Origin of the sequence: Rhizobium sp. 62_C5_N11_2 (genome assembly GCF_051811185.1) — a bacterium.
Lineage (GTDB): Bacteria > Pseudomonadota > Alphaproteobacteria > Rhizobiales > Rhizobiaceae > Rhizobium > Rhizobium leguminosarum.
The window spans coordinates 53,770-77,210 of the sequence record NZ_JBPWPW010000001.1 but is presented as its reverse complement, the minus strand read 5'-3'; the positions used below and the strand labels follow the sequence as shown (position 1 = coordinate 77,210).

General features: G+C 62.1%; 24 protein-coding genes. 12 read left to right on the top strand and 12 right to left on the bottom strand.

What is annotated here, in order from left to right; all coding sequences use genetic code 11:
* Nucleotides 1-18 precede the first annotated feature (18 nt).
* Together AB8B31_RS00390 and AB8B31_RS00385 are read left to right on the top strand one after the other, a co-directional pair.
* Nucleotides 19-294 (top strand): hypothetical protein, encoded by a 276-nt coding sequence (locus AB8B31_RS00390; RefSeq protein ID WP_065276786.1) that lies wholly within the window; start codon nt 19-21, stop codon nt 292-294.
* Nucleotides 295-415: 121 nt separating this feature from the next.
* Nucleotides 416-1,492 carry a sensor histidine kinase gene (locus tag AB8B31_RS00385; protein WP_047617223.1) on the top strand — a complete coding sequence of 359 codons (1,077 nt, stop codon included), beginning with the start codon at nt 416-418 and terminating at the stop codon, nt 1,490-1,492.
* Between the two features lie 142 nt (nt 1,493-1,634).
* Here AB8B31_RS00385 and AB8B31_RS00380 read toward each other — a convergent pair whose 3' ends face one another.
* The 3 genes from AB8B31_RS00380 to AB8B31_RS00370 all read right to left on the bottom strand — a co-directional run bounded on the left by AB8B31_RS00380 (nt 1,635) and on the right by AB8B31_RS00370 (nt 3,572).
* A complete protein-coding gene (locus tag AB8B31_RS00380; protein WP_065276769.1) occupies nt 1,635-2,189 on the bottom strand; it encodes a fasciclin domain-containing protein in 555 nt (184 codons plus the stop codon).
* 127 nt (nt 2,190-2,316) lie between these two features.
* On the bottom strand, nt 2,317-3,036 hold the full coding sequence (locus AB8B31_RS00375) for an anti-sigma factor (RefSeq protein WP_018447749.1): 720 nt from the start codon (nt 3,034-3,036) through the stop codon (nt 2,317-2,319).
* Complete coding sequence (locus AB8B31_RS00370; RefSeq protein WP_018244545.1) at nt 3,033-3,572, bottom strand: sigma-70 family RNA polymerase sigma factor; 540 nt, start codon at nt 3,570-3,572, stop codon at nt 3,033-3,035. Before AB8B31_RS00370 ends, AB8B31_RS00375 begins: the two co-directional genes overlap by 4 nt.
* Nucleotides 3,573-3,715: 143 nt before the next feature.
* Between AB8B31_RS00370 and argB the strand changes: the two genes are divergently transcribed.
* Together argB and AB8B31_RS00360 are read left to right on the top strand one after the other, a co-directional pair.
* Nucleotides 3,716-4,603, top strand: coding sequence for an acetylglutamate kinase (gene argB, locus AB8B31_RS00365; protein WP_018068726.1), 888 nt, complete (start codon nt 3,716-3,718; stop codon nt 4,601-4,603).
* A gap of 69 nt (nt 4,604-4,672) precedes the next feature.
* On the top strand, nt 4,673-5,821 hold the full coding sequence (locus AB8B31_RS00360; RefSeq protein ID WP_018244544.1) for an alpha-hydroxy acid oxidase: 1,149 nt from the start codon (nt 4,673-4,675) through the stop codon (nt 5,819-5,821).
* Between the two features lie 67 nt (nt 5,822-5,888).
* Here AB8B31_RS00360 and AB8B31_RS00355 read toward each other — a convergent pair whose 3' ends face one another.
* Both AB8B31_RS00355 and AB8B31_RS00350 read right to left on the bottom strand, forming a co-directional pair.
* Nucleotides 5,889-6,659 (bottom strand): isocitrate lyase/PEP mutase family protein, encoded by a 771-nt coding sequence (locus tag AB8B31_RS00355; RefSeq protein ID WP_047617232.1) that lies wholly within the window; start codon nt 6,657-6,659, stop codon nt 5,889-5,891.
* Nucleotides 6,656-7,729, bottom strand: coding sequence for a bifunctional transcriptional activator/DNA repair enzyme AdaA (locus tag AB8B31_RS00350; RefSeq protein WP_065276767.1), 1,074 nt, complete (start codon nt 7,727-7,729; stop codon nt 6,656-6,658). Before AB8B31_RS00350 ends, AB8B31_RS00355 begins: the two co-directional genes overlap by 4 nt.
* Nucleotides 7,730-7,831: 102 nt before the next feature.
* On the opposite strand from AB8B31_RS00350, the gene AB8B31_RS00345 reads away from it, so the two are divergent.
* The gene (locus AB8B31_RS00345; protein ID WP_018447752.1) at nt 7,832-8,557 is read left to right on the top strand and encodes a pyrimidine 5'-nucleotidase; all 726 of its coding nucleotides are present in this window, start codon (nt 7,832-7,834) and stop codon (nt 8,555-8,557) included.
* Nucleotides 8,558-8,730: 173 nt separating this feature from the next.
* The gene (locus AB8B31_RS00340) at nt 8,731-9,357 is read left to right on the top strand and encodes a calcium-binding protein (protein ID WP_028731655.1); all 627 of its coding nucleotides are present in this window, start codon (nt 8,731-8,733) and stop codon (nt 9,355-9,357) included.
* Between the two features lie 249 nt (nt 9,358-9,606).
* Here AB8B31_RS00340 and AB8B31_RS00335 read toward each other — a convergent pair whose 3' ends face one another.
* Entirely contained in the window at nt 9,607-10,473 is an 867-nt protein-coding gene (locus AB8B31_RS00335) for an LOG family protein (protein WP_026230888.1), read from the bottom strand.
* 193 nt (nt 10,474-10,666) lie between these two features.
* Between AB8B31_RS00335 and dapD the strand changes: the two genes are divergently transcribed.
* The 3 genes from dapD (at nt 10,667) to AB8B31_RS00320 (ending at nt 13,405) form a co-directional block, all read left to right on the top strand.
* A complete protein-coding gene (gene dapD / locus AB8B31_RS00330) occupies nt 10,667-11,527 on the top strand; it encodes a 2,3,4,5-tetrahydropyridine-2,6-dicarboxylate N-succinyltransferase (RefSeq protein WP_018447755.1) in 861 nt (286 codons plus the stop codon).
* A gap of 101 nt (nt 11,528-11,628) precedes the next feature.
* Nucleotides 11,629-12,822, top strand: coding sequence for a succinyl-diaminopimelate desuccinylase (gene dapE, locus AB8B31_RS00325; protein WP_065276766.1), 1,194 nt, complete (start codon nt 11,629-11,631; stop codon nt 12,820-12,822).
* Nucleotides 12,809-13,405 (top strand): hypothetical protein, encoded by a 597-nt coding sequence (locus tag AB8B31_RS00320; protein ID WP_065276765.1) that lies wholly within the window; start codon nt 12,809-12,811, stop codon nt 13,403-13,405. The genes dapE and AB8B31_RS00320 overlap by 14 nt, the downstream gene beginning before the upstream one ends.
* A 25-nt stretch (nt 13,406-13,430) precedes the next feature.
* Here the strand turns inward: AB8B31_RS00320 and truA are convergent, their stop codons facing one another.
* The 6 genes from truA to AB8B31_RS00290 form a co-directional block, all read right to left on the bottom strand.
* On the bottom strand, nt 13,431-14,231 hold the full coding sequence (gene truA / locus AB8B31_RS00315) for a tRNA pseudouridine(38-40) synthase TruA (RefSeq protein WP_065276764.1): 801 nt from the start codon (nt 14,229-14,231) through the stop codon (nt 13,431-13,433).
* Nucleotides 14,231-15,166, bottom strand: a complete 936-nt coding sequence (fmt, locus tag AB8B31_RS00310; protein WP_115157059.1) for a methionyl-tRNA formyltransferase — start codon at nt 15,164-15,166, stop codon at nt 14,231-14,233. Before fmt ends, truA begins: the two co-directional genes overlap by 1 nt.
* Before the next feature lie 20 nt (nt 15,167-15,186).
* Nucleotides 15,187-15,606 (bottom strand): type II toxin-antitoxin system VapC family toxin, encoded by a 420-nt coding sequence (locus AB8B31_RS00305; protein WP_065276762.1) that lies wholly within the window; start codon nt 15,604-15,606, stop codon nt 15,187-15,189.
* Entirely contained in the window at nt 15,603-15,863 is a 261-nt protein-coding gene (locus tag AB8B31_RS00300) for a FitA-like ribbon-helix-helix domain-containing protein (protein ID WP_018447761.1), read from the bottom strand. Before AB8B31_RS00300 ends, AB8B31_RS00305 begins: the two co-directional genes overlap by 4 nt.
* A gap of 64 nt (nt 15,864-15,927) precedes the next feature.
* The gene (def, locus tag AB8B31_RS00295; protein ID WP_026230889.1) at nt 15,928-16,443 is read right to left on the bottom strand and encodes a peptide deformylase; all 516 of its coding nucleotides are present in this window, start codon (nt 16,441-16,443) and stop codon (nt 15,928-15,930) included.
* 368 nt (nt 16,444-16,811) lie between these two features.
* The gene (locus AB8B31_RS00290) at nt 16,812-18,308 is read right to left on the bottom strand and encodes a globin-coupled sensor protein (RefSeq protein WP_065276761.1); all 1,497 of its coding nucleotides are present in this window, start codon (nt 18,306-18,308) and stop codon (nt 16,812-16,814) included.
* Between the two features lie 205 nt (nt 18,309-18,513).
* On the opposite strand from AB8B31_RS00290, the gene AB8B31_RS00285 reads away from it, so the two are divergent.
* From AB8B31_RS00285 to AB8B31_RS00275, 3 genes are all read left to right on the top strand, one after another.
* Nucleotides 18,514-19,740, top strand: a complete 1,227-nt coding sequence (locus tag AB8B31_RS00285; RefSeq protein WP_065276784.1) for a DNA recombination protein RmuC — start codon at nt 18,514-18,516, stop codon at nt 19,738-19,740.
* A gap of 80 nt (nt 19,741-19,820) precedes the next feature.
* Nucleotides 19,821-20,720 carry a ribokinase gene (locus AB8B31_RS00280; protein ID WP_065276760.1) on the top strand — a complete coding sequence of 300 codons (900 nt, stop codon included), beginning with the start codon at nt 19,821-19,823 and terminating at the stop codon, nt 20,718-20,720.
* A gap of 347 nt (nt 20,721-21,067) precedes the next feature.
* Entirely contained in the window at nt 21,068-23,407 is a 2,340-nt protein-coding gene (locus tag AB8B31_RS00275) for a methyl-accepting chemotaxis protein (protein ID WP_065276759.1), read from the top strand.
* The last annotated feature ends 34 nt before the right edge of the window (nt 23,408-23,441 follow it).

Below are 23,441 nucleotides of genomic sequence, written 5' to 3'. Positions count from 1 at the left end.
CGAACCAAGGAAGCGTCAATGGCAGAGACTGCGAACGAACTTCAATCGATCAATACGGCCTGGCAGATCGCCATTCAGGAGATCCTGCGCATGGTCATCAGAGACATGTATCACGCCGGCGGCGAAGCGTCGTTCAGGACCCATATCAAACGTATCGAAGAAGCGGCGGTCGACAGCATTTACACGGATTTGCGGCTGCGCGGGACTGATGAATGGACGGAAGTCCTGGTCAAGGAAAGGGCGAGCAATTTCGTCACGACCCTGCTGACGTCATTTACCTATGACCGGGCTTAAATCACCCTGGGGCCGGCAATCGATGGACGAGCCGCCGATCAACGCTTGCGTCCCCGCAGTTTTTAAAGCAACCCTAGTTCTCCTGCCGTGCGGGAGCAGCCGCGTCCACGAGTAATATTTGATGACCGATAGCAAAGACCCGCCGATTTCGCCGGAAGGCGTCGGCAACTTGCCCCATCTTGCCGAAGCCCTCGATGACGACCGGTTTCGACACTTTCTCGATCATGTGCCATTCGCGGTGGCTGTCTCCGAACTCGGTGGCGACGAGCCGCTGATTTACGTCAACCTCGAATTCGAACGGCTGACGGCGCTTGAGGCAACCGCGGTCCAGGGAAAACCCTGGGCGGAAATTGAATTGGAGTCCATCGCCGTCTCCGGAGAGGTGCCGCTCACGGCCGCTGTGACCTCTGCGGAGGAGTATATTGGTGCCTTCTCGCTGGCCGCCGAACCCGAGAGTACCGTCATTGTCGATGTCTGGTCGAATACGATCGTCGACGACGATGACACGCCACTCTTCCGATTGGTGGCCTTTGCTGCCCGCAATGAGGCGACGGCCGCTGAGAGCTTCAGCGAACTGCTGACGGAGAAAGATGTCCTTCTGCGGGAACTTCAACATCGCGTGAAGAACAATCTTCAGATGATCACGGCGCTCATCCGAATGGAGGCGCGCAATGCTCAACAGAATGAGGAAAGCGAGAGATTTGCACGGCTGGCCGGGCGGATTGAAGCCTTGGCCCTGCTCTATCGCTCGCTGTCGGACGAAGAGAAAGGCGCCACAGTCGATCTTGGCACCTATGTCAGCCAGATTGCCGCCTCGGTAATGGCGGCCCACGCCGTGGAAGGGATCCGGCTGGACATGAAGGTCGATACCTGGCCGGTTTCGGTCGATGTCGCCATGCCGGCCGGTCTCGTCATCAACGAACTCCTCACCAATACGCTGAAGCATGCCTTCGTGGGGCGTGATGGCGGCGAAATCACGCTCCGCTGTGTCGTCAGCGATACCGGGTGCAGGATCACCGTTGCTGATAACGGGGTCGGTCTTCCCCAGGATGTAACCTGGCCGCAACCGGGAAAGCTGAGCGCGATGATCGTACAGTCGCTGAAACAGAATGCCCGCGCCGAGGTTGAAGTGAGCTCGTCCCCTGACACCGGCATGAGTGTCTCCCTCGTCTTCCCGAGAGTTGAAGCGGCCCGATAGAGCGCCGCCTTTCCCTTTGAATCTGCGCGTAATCCTTTCCGAAAATCGATTCCGATTTTCGGGGTTATGCGCTAGCCACCTTATCGATTTGTGTTTGGGGCGCCCCAAGAGCGCCCCAATGCGTCTGCCGATACGAGCGGGCTTACATCTTCGGCAGCAGCACCTTGTCGACGACGTGGATGACGCCGTTCGACTGCTTGACGTCGGCAATCGTCACATGGGAGACGCCGCCGTTTTCATCGGTCAACGTGATCTTGCCCATGCTTTCCTTGGCTTTCAGCACGCAGCCGCCGACGGTCTTGATGTCGTGCTCGCCGCCGTCATCCTTGATCATCTTGGCAACGGTCTTGGCCATCGCATCGGCAGCAACGACGTGGCAGGTCAGAACCTTAGTCAGCGTCGCCTTGTTTTCCGGCTTCAGCAGCGTATCGACGGTGCCTTTCGGCAGCGCGGCAAAGGCTTCGTTGGTCGGCGCAAAGACGGTGAAGGGGCCCTTGCCCTCGAGCGTGCCGACCAGGCCGGCGGCCTTGACGGCGGCGACCAGCGTCGTGTGATCCTTGGAGTTCACGGCGTTCTCGATGATGTTCTTGCTATCGAACATCGCAGCACCGCCGACCACCGGGTTCTTGGCGGCAGCAAAGGCGATGGCGGACATGGCTGTGGCGAGCGCGAAGCCGCGCAATAGGGACTTGATCATGATTTTCTCCTCACCGGACACCATCCGCGGGCCTTATGCCTGAGCGTCGTCCGGACAATTCGAACTACGGAGGGCTACGCCGAAGAGTTTCAGACAGGAGAAAATGATTTCACGGCCGGCGCCCGATTTACGGCCTGTGCAAGGGGCCGCTTGCGATCACCGGACCGGTCGCCTGTCCGGTCGGCGAACCGCCGAAGGGTTCGAGGCTGACGGCAAGCGTTGCGCCATCGGCGACTTGGCTGCGCAGATCGGCGGGAATGACAAGTTCACCGCTTTCGCCCGGCTGGAAGACGCCGAGCGATCTCGTCATGCCGCTGCCCGGTACCAGCCAGAGTTCCAGCGACTTCTCCTCCGGCTTGCCGGCGGCGACCGGCACGATCTTCAGCCGGCCGCTCTGCAGCTCATAGGAGGCGAGAAGATTGATGGTGCTGTTCTGGCCCGAAAGCGAGGCCACCAGCGGTGCCGGCCCCTGCGGCTCCGGCACCACGCCGGAAGCGAAGATGACGGCGCTGACGGCGACGACGATGCAAGCAAAGCTCAGCGAACGCCAGAAAACGGCGGAATTCCAGAGCCCTTGCGAAAAGGATGCGGGCCTTTGACCATCGCCGAAAAGCCGCGCCTCGATCTGCTTGAAGGTTTCCCGGTTCGGAGCGGCGGCTTCATACTCGTCATTGAAGGAGGAGAGGTTGGTTTCCCAACGGCTGACGATCGCAGCGAAAGGCCGATCGTGGCGCATGCGCTCTTCCACCACCCGGCGATCCTGCAGCGACAGGACGCCAAGCACATATTCGCCGGCGAGAACCTCGTCGCGGGAGCGGTCTCCCTTGCTTTTGTCGGGCGATGTCATCGTTCCATGCACTCTCTCAGTTTCAAGAGGCTGCGCCTAAGCCAGGTCCGCATCGTGTTCAGCGGGACACCAAACTGATCGGCCAGTTCCTGATAGCTCAGCCCTTCGACATAAGCCCGTTTCACCGCGACCGCGCGATCAGCTTCCAACTCTTCCATGCAGGTGTCAATCCGCCTTCCTTCATCCTTCGTCACCGTCTGCATTTCCGGGTCGGGCCCGGCATCGGCAAGATCATAGACCGTGTCCAGTTCGTCGGCGACGGGCTTGCGCGCCCGCAGCGCATCGATCGACCGGTTGCGGGCAATCGCAGCCAGCCATGCCGATGACGAACCCGAGGCGACGGAGAAGCTGCGCGCGCGCTGCCAGATGCTGATATAGACTTCCTGCAGGGCCTCGTCGGCTTCCGTGCGATCCTTCAAGATACGCAGGCAGATCGAGAAAAGTTTCGGTCCGGTCTGATTGTAGAGAGCCACGAAAGCCCTGCGGTCGCCGAGTGCGACGCGGCCGATCAGGTCTGCGATGTCATCGCCTTGCATGCCGTTCCTCATCTCAAGCTTGCGTGCGCCAGACGGTAACAGCGTCCCGCTCCGCGCCAGATACGAAAAACTATTGCCCTCTGGATTATTCCCTCTGTCAGAAACTTGCGATAAAAGGCCGCGAACAATTCTGCGGGGTTCCCATGAACGAAACCGAAAGCGAAATGCAGGCACGGCTTCTGGCCAAGGCACTGCCCTTCATGCAGCGTTACGAGAACAAGACGATTGTCGTGAAATATGGCGGCCACGCCATGGGCAATCCCGAGCTCGGCAAGGCCTTTGCCAGCGACATCGCCCTTTTGAAGCAATCCGGCGTCAACCCGATCGTCGTTCATGGCGGCGGCCCGCAGATCGGCGCCATGCTGAGCAAGATGGGCATCGAATCGAAATTCGAGGGCGGGCTTCGCGTCACCGACCAAAAGACGGTCGAAATCGTCGAGATGGTGCTCGCCGGCTCGATCAACAAGGAAATCGTCGCGCTCATCAACCAGACCGGCGAATGGGCGATCGGCCTTTGCGGCAAGGACGGCAACATGGTCTTCGCCGAAAAGGCGCGCAAGACCGTCAAGGATCCGGATTCGAACATCGAGCGCGTGCTTGATCTTGGCTTCGTCGGCGAAGTGGTCGAGGTCGACCGCACGCTGCTCGATCTGCTCGCCCGCTCCGAGATGATCCCGGTCATCGCCCCCGTCGCGCCTGGCCGTGACGGCGCCACCTACAATATCAATGCCGATACCTTTGCCGGCGCCATTGCCGGCGCGCTCAACGCCACCCGGCTGCTGTTCCTCACCGATGTGCCCGGCGTGCTCGACAAGAACGGCCAGCTCCTGAAAGAGCTTTCCGTCGCCGAAGCGCATGCGCTGATCGCCGACGGCACGATTTCGGGCGGCATGATCCCGAAGGTCGAGACCTGCATCGATGCGATCAAGGCCGGCGTGCAGGGCGTCGTCATCCTGAACGGCAAGACCGCCCACTCCGTGCTGCTCGAGATCTTCACCGAGCACGGCGTCGGAACACTGATCGTTCCCTGACCGAGGCTGCGCCCTTCACTTGCGAAGGGCGGATCTTCCTCACACGGGAACAGGGTATCGGGGAAAGAAATGCGCCTGACAGACTGCTATAATTTTCACGATTTCCGGCGCATGGCCAAACGGCGTCTTCCCGGACCGATATTCGACTATATCGACGGCGGTGCCGATGACGAGGTGACGTACCGGCGCAATACGGCGGCCTTCGAGGCTTGCGATCTGGTGCCTGACGTTTTGCGCGGTGTGGCCGAGGTCGACATGTCGGTGACCGTCATGGGGCAGAAGCTCGCAATGCCGGTCTATTGCTCACCGACGGCGTTGCAGCGCCTTTTTCACCACCAGGGGGAGCGGGCGGTCGCGGCGGCGGCGGCAAAACACGGCACGATGTTCGGCGTCTCCTCGCTCGGCACGATCAGCCTGGAGGAAGCCAGACGGATCAGCAACGGGCCGCAGGTCTATCAGTTCTATTTCCACAAGGACCGCGGCCTCAACCGCGAGATGATGGCGCGAGCGAAAAATGCCGGCGTGCAGGCGATGATGCTGACGGTCGACAGCATCACCGGCGGCAACCGCGAGCGCGACAAGCGCACCGGCTTTGCCATTCCCTTCAAGCTCAATCTTGCCGGCATGACCCAGTTCGCGATCAAGCCTTCCTGGGCGATCGACTGGCTGACGCACGAGCGCTTCCGGCTGCCGCAGCTCGAAAACCACGTCAAGATGGATGGCGGCGCGCTGTCGATCAGCCGATACTTCACCGAGATGCTGGACCCCTCGATGTCATGGGACGACGTGGCGGAGATGGTGCGCGAATGGGGCGGGCCATTCTGCCTGAAGGGCATCATGTCGGTTGAAGACGCCAAGCGCGCGGCCGAGATCGGCTGCAGCGGCATCGTGCTTTCCAATCATGGCGGGCGCCAGCTCGACGGCTCGCGCAGCGCATTCGACCAGCTGGCCGAGATCGTCGACGCCGTGGGCGACCGGATCGACGTGATGATGGATGGCGGCGTGCAGCGGGGAACGCATGTTCTTAAAGCGCTGTCGCTGGGGGCGAAGGCCGTCGGGCTCGGGCGCTACTATCTCTTCCCGCTTGCCGCTGCCGGACAGCCCGGCGTCGAACGGGCGCTGGAGACGATGCGCACCGAGATCGAGCGCGGCATGAAGCTGATGGGCTGCACCTCGGTCAGCCAGCTCAGCCGGCGGAATCTGCGCTTCCGTTCCTGAGCAGAACGAGATTTCATTCCGGGCCGCAGCCTTTCGCACCAGATCTGCGGCCCTCGGGCATTCGACGTCAGAGCAGGCTATAAATCGCCGCCGCCTCCTGTTTCAACTTTTCCATCATCGACCGGTAGGGCCCCGGACCATAGCTGACGCGGCCGACACCGAGCTTGGCGAGCGTCTTCACCTCAGGGGCGCCTGCCCGCATCATGATGTTGACCGGCAGCGGCGATGCGGCGCAGATCTTCTCGATCAAGGCGGGATCGATCAGACCGGGAACGAAGAAGCCGCTGCCGCCGGCGGCCGCATAGGCCTTGCCTCGCTCGATCGCCTCGTCCACCAGACCGGCATGTTTGGCAAGATCGCTCTCGGCCAGGAACAGATCGGTGCGGGCATTGATGAAGAAGGCAATGCCCTTGCCTTCCGCCATGGCGCGAATGGCGCGGATGCGGGCCGCCTGCCTCTCGGCCGGATAGAGCCCGCCACCGCCGACCACCTGATCCTCGAAATTGATGCCGACGGCGCCGACCTCCACCAGCTTGGCGACGTTGGCGGCGGCCCCCTCAGGCTCGGCCGAATAGGCGCCTTCGAAATCGACAGAAAGCGGCAGATCGACGACAGCGGTGATGGATCTTGCCGTCTCGACCAGCACCGACATCGGCAGCTTTTCGCCGTCGGCATAACCATGGGCTGCGGCAACCGACCAGCTTCCTGTGGCAAGCGCCTTGGCGCCGGCATCGGCAACCGCCTTCGCTGTCCCGGCATCCCAGATATTGTAGAGAACAACCGGGGCGCCCTTGCGGTGCAATGCGCCAAATGCCCTGGCCTTTTCGTTCTGGTTCATGCTGTCTCCTCCATCTTTGCTTGCGTGCTGATCTTCTGTTCATGCCGCAGCAGCCATTGCTTGCGCCAGAGCCCCCCGCCATAGCCGGTCAACGAACCATCCGCGCCGAGGATGCGATGGCAGGGTACGATGATGGCAAGCTGGTTGGCCCCATTGGCGCGGCCGACGGCACGCACCACTTCAGGCCTTTCCATCTCCCTTGCAAGATCGCCATAGGCGCGCGTCTGGCCGGCAGGGATATCGATGAGCTTTGCCCAGACATGTTTTTCGAAGGGCGTGCCGCCGAGCGCCAATGGCGTCCTGAAGACCGTCAGCCGCCCATCGAAATAATCCCGGATTTCGGCCTCGATCTGGTCGATCGCCGGCGTGCGGCCGATCGCAACCGAGGAGCGGACACGCTTCTGCAGCGCCTCGAGCTCGGTCGGCAGTGCCTTGCGATCGTGGAATTCGAGAAGGTGGAGATGCGTCTGGTCGGCAACGGCCACCATCGGTCCGAGCGGCGTCTCGAGCCAGTCGGCAAAGAGAAGTTCACGGTTCTGCGACAGCGCCGGCGCCTTGCCGACGAGCCGCTGAAAAGCCGTCCGGAAACCACTTGGAGACTCATATCCCGCCTCAAGCTGCGCATCGATGACGCGCGCGCCATCGGCCAGTTGCCGGGCCGCTTCACCCAACCGGCGATAACGGACGATATCGTGAAAGGTCATGCCGAGCGCCCGCTTGAAGGCGCGACGCACGGTCGAGGGATCGTGGCCCCGGCGCACGAGCTCATCTTCGGTCCAGCGCAGCTGCGGCTCGCCGTCCAGTGCGGCAAGCAGCTCATCGACGATCGGCTCCCTGCCCGGCTGCTCCAGCGGCCTGCAGCGCTGGCACGGGCGGAAGCCGGAATGCATACAGGCAGCGATCGTGTCGAAAAAGATCGTATTTTCCCGCTTAGGCTTGCGCGCCGGGCAGGTCAGGCGACAGAAGATGCCTGTCGTCTTCACGCAGACATAGGCCTGCCCCTCATAATCGGCGCTGCGCGCGATCAGGGCATCATAGAGCGTATCATCGTCGGGGCGTTCGAAAAGCATGACCGCTTTCTAACATTCCGTACCTGCGCCGTCCGCCGAAAATCGGGCGTCTATTCTTTCTTGTCGATTTCCTTGCGGCAGCAGCCGTGCCATAAGACCGCCATGACCAAGATCGACCGCACGCCTGATAAATCCGATTTCGAGCACGTCACAGACTGGGTCTTCGACCTCGACAACACGCTCTATCCGCATCATGTCAATCTCTTCGCGCAGATCGACAAGAACATGACCGCCTATGTCGCGGCACTTTTGCAGATGGAGCGGGAAGAGGCGCGCAAGCTGCAGAAGCAATATTACCTCGACCATGGCACGACGCTGCAGGGCTTGATGATCCATCACGGCATCGACCCGAACGACTTCCTCGAAAAGGCACATGCGATCGACTACACGGCGCTGACGCCGCAGCCGGAACTCGGCGAGGCGATCAAGGCGCTGCCGGGGCGCAAGTTCATCTTCACCAATGGCAGCGTCAAGCATGCCGAAATGACGGCGGAGGCGCTCGGCATTCTCGATCATTTCGACGACATCTTCGATATCGTCGCTGCCGACTACGTGCCGAAGCCGGCGCAGGCGACCTACGACAAGTTCACAGCGCTGAAGCGGGTCGAAACCACCAAGGCCGCCATGTTCGAGGATCTACCGCGCAACCTGACGGTGCCGAAGGCGCTCGGCATGCAGACCGTACTGCTCGTGCCGCGCAATCTGGAAGAGACGGTCGTCGAATGGTGGGAAAAGACCAGCGGCGAGGAGGATCATATCGATTTCGTCACCGACGATCTCGCCGCTTTTCTCCGCAAGATTATCGGCCTCGGCAAGGCTACCAGCTGACGGCTTTAGGTCTTCATTTGATGCATGTCGCTCTCCCAAAACCGCTGCACAGTTTTGAGCGACATGCATTAGATTACCAAGTTTTCACTCAGCTTACCGATGTTTAACTGGGTCTTCCGGGACTGCGGCCATATCTTCTTTCGTGAGGGGACACCTTACGAAAGGCAAACACGATGTACCGCAACAAGCTGATACTGGCAGCGCTTTCCTCCACCCTCATCTTCGGTGCAACCGCCGGGGCAGGCTTTGCCGCACCCGGCGACGGGCCGCGCCAGCACGCCGGCATGCACGGTCCGGGGGCTGCCGCCTTCCGCGAAATCACCTATGTCCGCATGCTCAAGCAGTTCGACGCGAACAAGGACGGGAAGGTCTCCAAGGACGAGGCGACGGCCGGCATCGACAAGCTCTTCGCCGCGATCGACACCAACAAGGACGGTTCGCTGACACCGGGCGAAATCCGTGAGTACCGGCAAACGCAGATGCAGGCGATGAGAGATCAGCGCAAGCAGGAGGCCGGCGAAAACAAGGATGCGAACGCCGCAGCCGCGACGCCGGACAACAACGACCAAGGACGGCCGCCGCGCGATGGTCATGGTGGTCGTGACGGACAGCGCTGGATGCGCCATGGCGGCAACATCATGCGTGCCTCGATCATGATGCACCGGGTCGACACCGACCAGAACGGCCAGATTTCCAAACAGGAAGCCGAAGCCGCCTTCGACAAGCTGTTCACCCGGATGGACCGCAACAAGGACGGCGTCATCTCGATCGACGACATGCCGGACCGGCCGCTGCTCTAGAACAGGATTTTTAGGCCGGATCGGCCTAAAATCTCAATCCTGTTCTAAGTTAAAGAGTGAGAGCATGATGTCGTCCGAAAACCGCTCACACTTTTCGGCATCATGCTCTATCTCTTTGTTTTCACGCAATTCCGGACGCAAAACCGCTACGCACTTTTGCTGGAATTGCTCTAAGGCCGGACGACGACTTGCCCTTGCCTTTCCCCGTCTCGACGGGGAGAGGCTCTGCAGCGTGTCCCTCCGAAGCGCCTATTCGCGGTGTTCGTAGAAATTCTGGACGATCTTCCATGCCTCTTCGGCCGTATCGACGAAGCTGATCAGCTTGACGTCGTCGGGCGCAATCGTCCCGAATTCCGCCAATGCGTCGAAATTGATGATGCTCCGCCAGAACGCCTCCCCGAAAAGGATCAGCGGCAGGCGCTCCATGCGGCCGGTCTGGATCAGCGTCAGGCATTCGAAGAATTCGTCGAGCGTGCCGAAGCCGCCGGGAAAGACGGCGATCGCCTTGGCGCGCACCATGAAATGCATCTTGCGGATGGCAAAATAGTGGAAGTTGAAGCTGAGTTCCGGCGTCACATAGGCGTTCGGCGCCTGCTCGTGCGGCAGTACGATGTTGAGGCCGATCGAAGGGGCGCCCTCGTCGGCCGCGCCGCGATTGCCGGCCTCCATCACGCCAGGGCCGCCGCCGGTGACGATGACATATTCGTGGAAATTGAAGGTGGCAGAATATTTCGAGCAGAGCCGGGCGAATTTGCGCGCCTCGTCATAATAGACGGAAGCCGCCTCCAGGTTGACGCGCTGGATATCGTTGCGGGCCGCCCAGGCGCTCTGGCCGGGGGCGGGAATGCGGGCGCCGCCGAACATGACGACGGTCGACCTGATGCCGCGTTCGGTCAGCATCATCTCCGGCTTCATCAGTTCCAGCTGCAGGCGGATCGGCCGCAACTCCTCGCGGCAGAGGAAATCCTCGTCGACATAGGCAAGGCGGTAGGCAGGCGACATCGTCTGCGGCGTCTTCGGCACGGCTTCGGCGCGCTGCCTGTCGGTTGAGCTGCTCTTCAGCGGGTCCCATACGCCATCCTTGCGCCGCGAACCGCCGTTTCGTCCCTTCGCCATGTCGAAATGCCTTTCAGTATTGCCGGCTACGAAGCCGGATATGTCGCTATAACGCCTTGAATCCAGGTATGATCTTGTCGGAAAAATCATTCCGTTCTACGGCTTCATGCTGTAGAGCAGGGTAAACCCCGCCAACCGCAATTCCGGAGACCCCGCCGTCTCCACGATAAAGATCGAAGTTTAAGGAATTCTCATGAGCGCCACCGACCTCGCATCCCTCGAAAAGATCATCGAAGCCGCCTTCGACAATCGCGACAATGTGAACACGTCGACGAAGGGCGAGGTTCGCGATGCGGTCGAATCAGCACTCGATCTGCTCGATGCCGGCCAGGCCCGCGTTGCCGAACGCTCCGCCGACGGTGCCTGGACGGTCAATCAATGGCTGAAGAAGGCCGTGCTGCTGTCCTTCCGCCTCAACGACATGGATGTGGTGAAGGGCGGCTCGGGCAACTCCACCTGGTGGGACAAGGTTCCTTCGAAATTCGAGGGCTGGGGCGAGAACCACTTCCGCGCCGCCGGCTTCCGCGCCGTGCCGAACTGCGTCGTGCGCCGCTCGGCCTATATCGCCCCGAACGCGATCCTGATGCCCTCCTTCGTCAATCTCGGCGCCTATGTCGGCGAAGGCACGATGGTCGATACCTGGGCCACGGTCGGCTCCTGCGCGCAGATCGGCAAGCATGTGCATCTCTCCGGCGGCGTCGGCATCGGCGGCGTGCTGGAACCGATGCAGGCCGGCCCGACGATCATCGAGGACAATTGCTTCATCGGCGCCCGTTCCGAGGTGGTTGAAGGCTGCATCATCCGCGAAGGCTCGGTGCTCGGCATGGGCGTCTATATCGGCAAGTCGACCAAGATCGTCGACCGCGCCACCGGCGAGGTGACCTACGGCGAAGTGCCGCCCTATTCCGTCGTCGTCGCCGGCTCGATGCCGTCGGGCAATGCGACGATGGGCAACGGCCAGCCGGCGCCGCATCTCTACTGCGCCGTCATCGTCAAGCGCGTCGATGAGAAGACCCGCTCGAAGACCGGCATCAACGAGCTGCTCAGAGATTGATGACACCGGGACGTTGATCCGGTAAACAGACGGCGTCTTTTTACGCGAGGCGGCCCCGCCTTGCCATGTCTTTGCCATTCCCGCCGGATAGTTCGACCGCCATGACCGCTACCGACCCCGTCGCCAATCTCCAGACACTGATTCGCTGCCCGTCCGTGACGCCCGCCGAAGGTGGCGCACTGTCGGCGCTGGAGGCGATGCTTGCGCCGCTCGGCTTTACGGTCGACAGGGTGAAGGCGAGCGAAGCGGGAACGCCCGACATCGAAAACCTCTATGCCCGCCTCGGCAAGGATGGCCCGCATCTGATGTTTGCCGGCCATACCGATGTCGTGCCGGTCGGCGACGAAACCGCATGGACGCATCCGCCGTTTGCCGCCGAGATTTCCAAGGGCGAGCTTTTCGGCCGCGGCGCCGTCGACATGAAGGGCGGTATTGCCTGTTTCGTCGCCGCCGTCGCCCGGCATATCGAGAAAAACGGGCCGCCCAAGGGCTCGATCTCCTTCCTGATCACCGGCGACGAGGAAGGGCCGGCGATCAACGGCACGATCAAGCTGCTGCAATGGGCGGCCGAACGCGGCGAAAGCTGGGATGCCTGCCTCGTCGGCGAGCCGACCAATCCGGACAGGCTCGGCGACATGATCAAGATCGGCCGGCGTGGCTCGCTGTCGGGTAAAATCACTGTTCATGGCGTCCAGGGTCATGCCGCCTATCCGCATCTTGCCGACAATCCGGTGCGCGGCATGCTGCAGCTCGCTCACGCGCTGATGAACCCGCCGTTTGACGGCGGCACCGACGATTTCCAGCCGTCGAATCTCGAAGTGACCACGGTCGATGTCGGCAATCCGGCGACCAACGTCATTCCGGCCAAGGCATCGGCAAGCTTCAACATCCGCTTCAACGACAGCTGGACCGTTGAAACGCTGCGTGCCGAAATCCTGCGCCGTCTGGACGTTGCTGCCCGGGACGGCGCGTTGCGGCCGGACCGCAAGCCGGTGGCCTACGATATCGTCTGGGCCGATCGGCCGAGCCATGTCTTCCTGACGCGCAACAATGCGCTGATCGCCTCGCTGTCTTCAGCCGTCGAAAGCGTTTCCGGCCAGTCGCCGCGACTTTCGACCACCGGCGGCACATCGGATGCGCGCTTCATCAAGGATTATTGCCCGGTCGTCGAGTTCGGCCTCGTCGGCCAGACGATGCACATGGTCGACGAGCGCGTCGCCGTCGCCGATCTGGAGACGCTGACGGCGATCTACCAAACCTTCATCGCCCGCTGGTTTGCCAATGCCGGGCTTTAGGGAGGTTCAATATTACCTGGCCGGCCTCTGGCTGCTGATCCGGCTGGATCCGCGCGGCTTCCGCTACCTCGATATGTCCGAGCGCGGCGTCAATCGTTCGTTCTGGGCGATGCTCTGGTGCCTGCCACCGATGGGTATTTCCTGGCTCTGGTGGCGACAGGCCTTTCTGCGGTCGATGCCGCCCGAAGCCGATGTCAACTTTGCCTTCTATATCAGGCTCGGCCTCGTCGAGGTCGCCAACTGGTTCGTGCCGCTGGTCTTTGCCGGGCTGCTGCTGCTTGCCGTCCGCATGGGCGAGCGTTTCGCCCCGGTCGTCGTCAGCGTCAACTGGCTCGGCGTGCCGCTCTCCTATATCAACGGGCTGCTGCTGGCGCTGGTGTTCTTCCTGCCCGGCTCCGTCGGCCTCGTCTCGCTGCTGCTGCTCGCCTTCATGCTGGCGCAGGTCTTCGTGCTGGCGCGCATCCTCCGGATGATCTGCCACGGTCACACGCTGATGGTCGGAGCGCTGACGCTGGTGCTGCTCGTGCCATCGATGATCCTTTCGGAATATCTGCAGCACTTCCTCGGCATCTATCCCGCCTGATCAGGCTCCTGCTGGAGCGGTATTTTCATGACAGATCATCATCAGTATCGGTGACCGGCCTTCGGCGATCGACGATCACCTCGGGATAATCCACCTGCATGAAATAGAGTCCGTCCGGCGGCGCCACCGGGCCGCAGGCCTTGCGGTCGCGCGCCTCAAGCGCTGCCTCGACATCATCAGGCGTCCATTTGCCTTCGCCGGCGAGCTTCAGCGTGCCGGCGAACGAACGGATCTGGTTGTGGAGAAAACTCTGCGCCGTGGCGCGGATCTCGATCAGTTCGCCATTGCGCGTCACTTCCAGCCGGTCGAGCGTGCGCACCGGGCTGTTTGCCTGGCAATGGGCGGCGCGGAAGGTGGAGAAATCGTGCCTGCCGACCAGCCTCTGGGCGGCAGCGTGCATGACCTCGTGATCGAGCACCTTCGGCACCCACCAGGCCTTGCCGGCTTCAAGCGCCAGCGGCGCCCGGCGACTGACGATGCGATAGAGGTAATGGCGCCGCAGCGCCGAAAAGCGCGCATCGAAGAAATCGGCAACCGCCTCAACGTCGAGTATGGAGACGCGCTCGGCGGCGAGCCTCAGATGCGCGTTCAACGCATTCTGCAGCTGGTAGGGCGACCACACCTTCGAAAGATCGGCATGGATCACCTGCCCCATGGCATGGACGCCGGAATCAGTGCGTCCGGCGCCGCGGATCGACACCGTCTCGCCGGTCAGCGACAGCACCGCGGCCTCGATCGCGCCCTGCACCGAGGGGCCGTTCTCCTGCCGCTGCCAGCCGACATAGGGGCCGCCGTCATATTCGACGGTCATGCGGAAACGCGGCATCAGGTAAGCCTCGTGCCCGCCGCAAGCGGGGTGCCCCTGAGGAAATCGGCCGCCGCCAGCGGTTTGCCGCCGGCCTTCTGCAGCCTGGTCAGCCGCACCGCGCCCAAGGCGCAGGCGACCACGAGATCATCCGTCAGCAATTGCCCGTCAGCACCCTGCCCTTCAGCCAGTTCGGAAGCCAGCACCTTCACCCGCTCCGGCTTGCCGCCGATTTCGAGCTCGAACCAGGCCCCCGGAAACGGCGCCAGGCCGCGGATGTGATTGTGCACGTCCCTGGCATCCCTGGAAAAATCGATGCGCGTCTCGGCCTTGTCGATCTTGGCGGCATAGAGCACGCCGTCTTCCGGCTGCGGCGTCAGCGGCAGGTCGTTCATCTCGAGTTTCACCATGGCTTCCGCCATCGCCTTGGCGCCCACGAGCATCAGCCTGTCGTGCAGCTCGCCAGCCGTCATGTTCGGGCCGATCTCAACCTCGCGGGTCAGCGCGACGGCGCCGGTATCCAGACCCTTGTCCATCTTCATCACCATCATGCCGGTTTTTGCGTCGCCGGCCATGATCGCCCGCTGGATCGGAGCAGCACCGCGCCAGCGCGGCAGCAGCGAGGCATGGCCGTTGTAGCAGCCATCCCTTGTGCCGTTCAAAATCGCTTCCGGCAGCAACAGTCCGTAGGCAACGACGACGCCGGCGTCGGCATTGAAAGCGCGAAACCTCTCGCGCTCCTCGGGGTCCTTGAAATTGACCGGGGTGAAGACCGGCAGGCCGAGCAGCTCGGCCGCCTGATGCACCGGCGATTTCTGCAGATCGAGGCCGCGCCGCCCACCCGGCCGTGGCGGCTGCGTATAGACCGCAACGATCCTGTGCCCGGCATCGACGAGTAGGCGCAGGGTCGGGACCGAGAACTCCGGCGTTCCCATGAAGATGATGCGAAGAGACATTTTATCTCGCCAATTGAGGATCAGCCGTCTTCAAACGGGTTTACGAGCTTGAGATCAAGCCCCTCGAAATCTCTGCTGTTGCGGGTCGCAAGCGTCGCGCCGTTGGCAAGGCAGATGGCGGCAATCATAGCATCCTTCGTTTCCATCGGCCGTCCCGCCTTTCTGCGCTCCGCAGCCAACAGGCCGTAGCGATGCGCCGCACTCAGGGAAAAACCGAGGATACGGCCCGAAAATTCCGACTCGATCCGATTGAAGTCGGACACCAGCGCAGTCTTTCGCCTGCCATCATCAAGGAGTTCAAGACCGTAACGCATTTCGGCGACTGCAATCGTCGTCAGAAAAAGCGTCTCGACGTCGTAGGCGTCCAGCCAGCTCAGTATCCGCTCGCTGTGGGTCCTCCCCTGCATTTCGGAAATCACATTCGTATCGAGGACGATCATGTGTCGAAGCGCGGCGGTTCGCGGTCGCGTTCGTGGCGAGATGCGGCGATGGCCTCCACTTCATCTTCGCTCAATCTTTCGTCACTCATCAGAGAGCGCAGGCGCTGCCCGGCGGAAGCTCCTGAGCGCTCCACGGCAATCTGCCGGCGCATGATTTCGATCGCCTCTTCCGAAAGGCTGCGGCCGTTGCGCTGCGCGCTTTCCTGAAGCTGCAGCTTCATTGCATCCGGAACATCTCGAATAAGCAGGTCGCCCATTCGGCACCTCCACTATGATATCACTGATATCATAGTGCCTCGCCGGTGAATTTTCAACGCAGCATCACAGCGCCTTTGACTTTGCCGCCTTGGTGAATTTCTTGATGACCATCTCCCGCTTCAGCCGCGAGATATAATCGATGAAGAGCACGCCGTTCAGGTGGTCGATCTCGTGCTGCAGGCAGGTGGCGAGCAGTCCGTCGGCTTCCACGGTCTGTTCCTTGCCGTTCAGGTCGAGATATTTGACCGAAACGACAGCCGGGCGCTCGACCTCGGCATAATAATCCGGAATCGAAAGACAGCCTTCCTCATAGACGGAGCGCTCGTCGGAGGATTTGACGATCTCCGGATTGATGAACACCTGCGGCTGCTTTTCCTCGCCCTCGCGCGAGATGTCGATGACGAGCATGCGGCGCGGCACGCCGATCTGGATGGCGGCAAGGCCGATGCCCGGCGCGTCGTACATGGTTTCGAGCATATCGTCGGCAAGACGCTGCAGGTCGGAGTCCACCCGCTCGATCGGCTTGGACAGCTGGCGGAGAACGGGATCAGGAAGAATGATGAGTGGCTTGATGGTCATGGCGTTCCCATAACCCATCTTTTCCGACTATGGAATTATCCGGCAGGCGGGGAATACGCTTTTTTGCATCCCCGCCTGGAATTTCGCCATAGAGCCTTTCCTGGTCAGATTGAATCATTCTGTTGGCTCAAACGGAGTCGGATGGTCGACCGGCCGGCGCGCGTCGTAGCCAAGCTCTACGGCCAAGCCGGCCGGTCGATCAGCCGGCCCGTTTCAGCCAACCCGAAGGGCCGGGCATCTTTCCGCCAGGATCAAAGGCGATCGGCTCGGACGTACCAAGAGGTATGCCCGTCGCCAATCGCCTCTGCCCTGACGAAAACCTGCTCCGGCAGAATGCTGCAATCTGACCAGGAAAGGCTCTATTCGCCTCAGGCCGCCCGGCGGGCAGCACTGGCGGAATGGCCTTCCGGCCGGGCGCGGAAGCGCCGCAGCAGCTCGATCAGGGTCTCCACCTCGTCCTTGAGGCGGCGGGTTTCCGCCGAAGACTGCTCGACCATGTCCGAATTCTGCTGGGTGATCGCACCCATGTTGCGGACGGCGACGCTGACCTCGTTGACGCCGGTCGCCTGATCGCGGGCGGCGGCGGCGATATCGGCGACGAAACGGTTGATGATGTCGATGCGGCTGATCATGTCGTTCAGCGCTTCGCCGGTGCTGGAGACGATGCCGACGCCCTGATTGACCTGGGTCGAGCTCTGCGAGATCAGGTTCTTGATCTCCTTCGCCGCTTCCGCGGTGCGCTGGGCGAGCTGGCGGACTTCCTGGGCGACGACGGCAAAACCCTTGCCGGCATCGCCGGCGCGCGCCGCCTCAACGCCAGCGTTCAGCGCCAGCAGATTGGTCTGGAACGCGATCTCATCGATGACGCCGATGATCTTGGAGATCCCGGTCGAGGATTTCTCGATGCCGGCCATCGCCGAGACGGCGCTGGTGACGAGTTCGCCGGAGTTCTTCGCCTTCTCTTGCGTCTCGCGCACGGCGTCCGAAGCCTTCTCGGCATTGGCCGCCGTCTGGCCGACGCTGACGGACAGCTGCTGCAGGGCGGCCGAACTCTCCTCGACGCCTGCCGCTTGCTGGGCAGTGCGCAGCGCCAGATCGTTGGTTGCATTGGAAATGACGTCGGCGCCGCTCATGATATGGCCAGAAGTCTCGCGCACGGAGGCGAAGGACTGGCGAAGGGCGCTGACGGCGCGGTTGTAGTCCTCGGCCATCTGCCGGAAATTGCCCGGCAGGTCGGACGGCAGGGTGGCTTCGAGATCGCCCTTCGACAGCGCTTCCAGACCGCGGCGCAGCTGCTCCAACGCGATCGCCTGATCGGATTCGGCCTGGGCACGCTCTTCTTCCAAGGCGCGGCGCTTGGCTTCAAGCGTCTCGAGATAGACCGAGATGGAATAATCCATGTCGAGCATACCGGCCTTGATGACGGCCGACAGCTTCTCGGCCAATGCCTTGCCCTCTCGGCGCGCAAAGATCGACGGCCACTGCTTCTCCATGATGCCCTTGACGAGCTCGGACATGACGATGGCATAACCGCCAATATACCAGCGCGGCTCCAGCCCGATGCGGGCGTGCGTCCGGCCGACCGCGGTCACGCCGTTGACATAGCTCTCGTCGAACGCGCCGCCGGCGAGATTGGCCCAATGATCCTGCTGGCGCTTCTTGGCATGGTCGACATGGCTCTTATCGGCGAAGAAGCCTGCGACAGCCGGGGTCTTGGCGATCTTGGCGTAGAATTTATCGAGGGCACCGCCGATCAGCTCCGATATGACCGGGCGCAGATCCCGCATCGACTTGCGCGCTGCCTCATCCAGTTCGATGAAATCGAGGCGCTGCCTGAGGGCGTTGTCGGTCTGCTGGGCGGTCATGGGGATCTCTGTACTTGGCGCGACGCGCGCGGGAAGGAATTTCTGCGCGCAGGTTTTGGCCAATATGGTTGAGCAATCGTTAAATCGGACGGCGATTTCTTCTCTCCGAGCGAGGAAGAGCGATAGCTTGCGAGGATATTGGGGGCCGCCCATTCCGTTCACGTTTTGATCTATGTATTGCCATTTCTTCTGTTATGCTCGCGGCATGACCATCCATTCCGAATCGCTCGCCCTTTCCCTTGCCTCGATCAGCCCGGCCATGCTGGCGCTCATCGGCGGAGGTCTCGCCGCCCTCGCCCTGCTGGTGGTCGTGCTTCTCCTGCGCAGTGCCAGCCTTCGCCGCGAGCAGGCGGAGGAAGCGACCTTTCGGGCTGAGGAAAACGAAGCGCGGATGGCAGAGCTTTTGAAGATCCAGGCGGAGATGCATGGCCGCATCGCTGTCATGACCGAGGTCTTCGGCGCGCGGCAGAGCGAACTCAACCAGGCGATCAGCCAACGCCTCGACGGCATGTCGCAGCGGGTCAGCTCGACAATCACCGAGCAGACCAAATCGACGCATGAGAACCTGCAGCGGCTGCAGGAGCGGCTGGCGGTCATCGATGCCGCACAGAACAATATCCAGACGCTCGCCAAAGATGTCGTCGGGCTGCAGGCCATTCTGTCCAACAAGCAGACGCGCGGCGCCTTCGGCCAGTCCAGGATGGAAACGATCGTCGCCGACGGCCTGCCGATGGGCGCCTACGCCTTCCAGCAGACGCTGTCCAACGGTTCGCGGCCGGACTGCACGATCCGCATGCCGAACGGCGCGCCGCCGCTGGTGATCGACGCAAAATTTCCGCTCGAAGCCTGGAACGCGATCCGCGACGCCGGCAGCCCCGAGGCCGGCAAGATCGCCGGCCAGCAATTTCGCCGCGACATGGAGGTCCATATAAGGGACATTTCCGAGAAATATCTGATCCAGGGCGAAACCCAGGATACGGCCTTTCTCTTCGTGCCGTCCGAATCGATCTTCGCCGAGATCCACGAGCACTTCGAACCGGTAGTGCAGAAGGCGCACCGCGCGCGTATCGTCATCGTCTCGCCGTCGCTGCTGATGCTGTCGATCCAGGTCATCCAGGCCGTGCTCAAGGATCAGCGCATGCGGGCGCAGGCGCATCTGATCCAGGGCGAGGTGGCGATCCTGATGGACGATCTCAGCCGCCTCGACGAGCGGGTGCGCAAGCTGCAGGGCCATTTCGCCATGGCGCAGAAGGATATCGACATGGTGGTCACGTCAGCCGACAAGCTCACCAGGCGCGGCGCCAAGATCGAAGCGCTGGAATTCGAGGCGGGTGGCAGCGATGCAAAACCCGCCCGCGACAGCGAAGCCGCGGCCAAATCGGTGGAAAGCCGCACCGGTCTTCTGAAGCTCCGGGTGGTTGACGAGGAGTGACCGCTTCGGGCAGTGTCTCGCCCGCATGAAACAGTTGGAGCATGATTTCATTTGCAGGCTCCAGAAGACGGGACACATTCATGATCACAGTTTTCGGGTCCATCAACATGGATCTCATCGCCACGACCGAGCGCCTGCCGAAGCCCGGCGAGACGGTGGCCGGCAACGGCTTTGCCACGGCCGCCGGCGGCAAGGGCGCCAACCAGGCGCTGGCGGCCCGGCGCGCCGGCCGCTACGTGCATATGGCCGGCGCCGTCGGCAAGGATGCTTTCGCCACGGAGGCGCTGGCCCTGCTCGATGATGCAGGCACCGACCTTTCTCTGATCAAACATGTCGATGGTCCCACAGGCACGGCGCTGATCCTTGTCGGCGGCGACGGCGAAAACATGATTGCCGTCGTTCCCGGCGCCAATGGCCAGGTCACGCCCACCGATGCCGAGACGGCGATCGGCCGCATGAACGAAGGCGATATCCTGATGCTGCAGCTCGAAGTGCCGGCTGCTGCCGTCGAGCGCGCGCTGTCGGCCGCCCGCGCCAAGGGCGTCACCAGCATCCTCAACCTCGCGCCGCTGATCCCCGATGCCCCGCGTCTCGGCCGGCTCGCCGATATCGTCATTGCCAACGAGACCGAATTCGAGCGGCTTGCCGGACAGGAAGGCATGGACGCCGCAGCGCGTGAGGCAGCCCTTGTGCGCCTGCACGCGGAGACGGGCCAGACGCTGATCGTAACGCTCGGCGGCGATGGGGTCATCGCCATTCGCGACGGGGCGATTTCAAGGGCGCAAGGTCTCAAGATCGAACCTGTCGATACGGTCGGCGCCGGAGACACTTTCTGCGGTTATTTCGCCGCGAGCCTCGACGACGGCCTCGATTTTGTCTCGGCGCTGCGCCGTGCGGCGGTTGCCGGTTCGCTCGCCTGCCTCAAGGCCGGGGCGCAACCGTCGATCCCTTTGAGCGAGGAAGTCGCAGACAGGATATAGTCCGCGTCTCTTTGCGAAGCCGCCGGCAAAACTCCCTGTAATTCAGGGCGTTCCGGCGATTTTCATGGCCCTGATCGATAGGGTTTCATTTAAATTTAAGAGATTTCCAGCGATGTTCCTCGTGGTCGCCGGCGCCTCCCGCCTTTCGGATTCCGGACGTCCACTGCATAATTCCTTAAATCGGAAACGATTTAAGGAAAAAATTATGCAGCCATTCAAAGTGCTACAGCGTCCTTTGCGGCTCTCGAAAAGACGCGCGGCGCTGTAGGCGGCTGCCCCATGATGGGGCGAGCCTTTGCTCCTGTGCCGGAGAATGCCCGTTCGGCGCATCCTTGCCCGAGGACCCCATGTTCATTTTTCGCATGAAATCGCTTGCCGCGAAACTCATCGTCATCACCGGCATCGCCATCGCGCTTGTTCTCATCGTTTCGAACTTTTTCCTCATCGGCCAGACCCGGGATCGCGTCCAGACGCTGACGATGGATCAGGCCAACCTCGAGGCAAAGTCGATCGCCAATGAAATCGCCGCCAATGTCGGCGAACTCGCCAGCGCCGCACGCACCATGTCGGGCGTCATCGGCCGCGGCCATGAAGGCAAATCGCTCGATCGCAAGGGCATGATCAATGTGTTGAAGGCCAATCTCGAGCAGAACGCCTTCGCCTTCGGCAGCTGGTTCTGCGAGCAGCTCGGCGCGCTTGACGGCAAAACCACCGAGATCGCCAACAATAATGACGAAGGCACCAACAAGAACGGCGCCTTCACGCCCTACTGGTCGAAGACCAAGGACGGCGGCATTCAATATTCGACCTTCGACAATGATTATACCGCCGCATGGTGGAAGCTTGCCGCCGACAGCGGCAAGGGCGCGATCACCACGCCCTATATGGCCGAGGGAACAGATGTGCCGACGCTGCTGACCTCGATTGCCTATCCGGTCATGTCTGATGGTAAGATGATCGGCGTCGGCGGCGTCGACATTTCGCTGAAGTCGCTGACCGACAAGCTGCAGGCGCTGCATCCTTTCGGTTCGGGCCGCGTCACGCTGCTGTCGCAGGCCGGCAACTGGATCGTCGCGCCGATCCCCGACCTGATGACCAAGGAATTTGACGGCGAGGGCGCCGACATCGTCAAGACGGCGCTGTCCAGCAAGCAGCCCGGTCTCGTCAGGAACCTCACCTATGATGGCCTCGATCCCTTCGATCGCGTTGTCTATCCATTCGCGGTTCCCGGCGTCAACGCCACCTGGGTCGTGCTCGTCGACGTGCCGCACACGGCGATTAACGCGCCGGTGCGAGACCAGACCTACATGATGATCATCAACGGGCTGATCGTGCTTGGTGCCGTCATGCTGGCGCTCTATTTCGCCGTCCGCTCTTTCGTGCAGCGGCCGCTCGGCGGGCTCGTCGCCAGCGTCAAGGCGCTGAGCGACGGCCAATATGGCGAACCGGTCGCTGCACAAGATCGCAGCGACGAAGTCGGTTCGGTCGCCAAGGCGCTCGAAGGCTTCCGCTTCACGCTCGCCGACAGCCGCCGCCTCGAAGACGAAGCCGTCAGAGAACGGCAGGCGGCCGAGACCGAGCGTAGCCGCTCGGAATCGGAACGCCAGGAATCGGTGTCGCTGCAGCGCCATATCGTCTCGATCGTCGGCGCCGGCCTTTCCGCGCTGTCGCAGGGCAATCTCGGTCACCGCATCACCGACGAATTCCCCGGTGAATACGGCAAGCTGAAACAGGATTTCAACGCAGCGCTCGCGAGCCTGGAAGAGACCATCAACACGATGAACCTCAGCGTCGCCAATATCGGCTCCGGCACCGGTGAAATCAGCAACAGCGCTTCCGACCTCGCCAAGCGCACCGAGCAGCAGGCGGCGAGCCTGGAAGAGACGGCGGCCGCGCTCAACGAGCTCACCGCGCAGGTCGATTCCAGCGCCGAGAATGCGCGCACGGCAGCCGAGAACGTCAACCTCGCCTGCCAGGATGCCGAAAAGTCCGGCGAAGTGGTGCAGAAGGCGATTGCCTCGATGCAAGGGATCGAACAATCTTCGACGGAGGTTTCGCGGATCATCGGCGTCATCGACGAGATCGCCTTCCAGACCAACCTGCTGGCCCTGAATGCCGGTGTCGAGGCGGCGCGTGCCGGGGAAGCCGGCAAGGGTTTTGCCGTCGTCGCCCAGGAGGTGCGCGAACTCGCACAGCGTTCGGCCAATGCCGCCAAGGAAATCAAGACGCTGATCAACACCTCGGCCGTCCAGGTCAAGGAAGGCGTCGATCTCGTCGGGCGCGCCGGCGGCACGCTGCACAAGATCGCCGAACAGGTGATGGGCATCAACGACCTCATCCGGCAGATCTCGGCATCGGCCAGCGAACAGGCTGTCGGCCTGAAGGAAATCAACCAGGCCATGAACCAGATGGACCAGGTGACGCAGCAGAATGCGGCCATGGTGGAGGAAGCGACCGCGGCGAGCGTCGCACTCAACGACGAGGCGCAGACGCTGAAGGCGCTCGCCACCCGCTTCAATGTCTCGGGTTCGAGGAACGCCGCAGCCCTTGCCTCCGTCGCGCAAAAGATGCGCGCGCCGGCAGCTACGGCCCCTTCGCTTCGCGTGAGCGCCCCGGCGGTCCGTCGCTCCCTTGCCCCGTCGCCTGGATCCGCGGCCGTGGCGCAGGACAGCTGGGAAGAGTTCTGATCGTTCAGCGCATCATAATGCGAAAGGCGCCTGA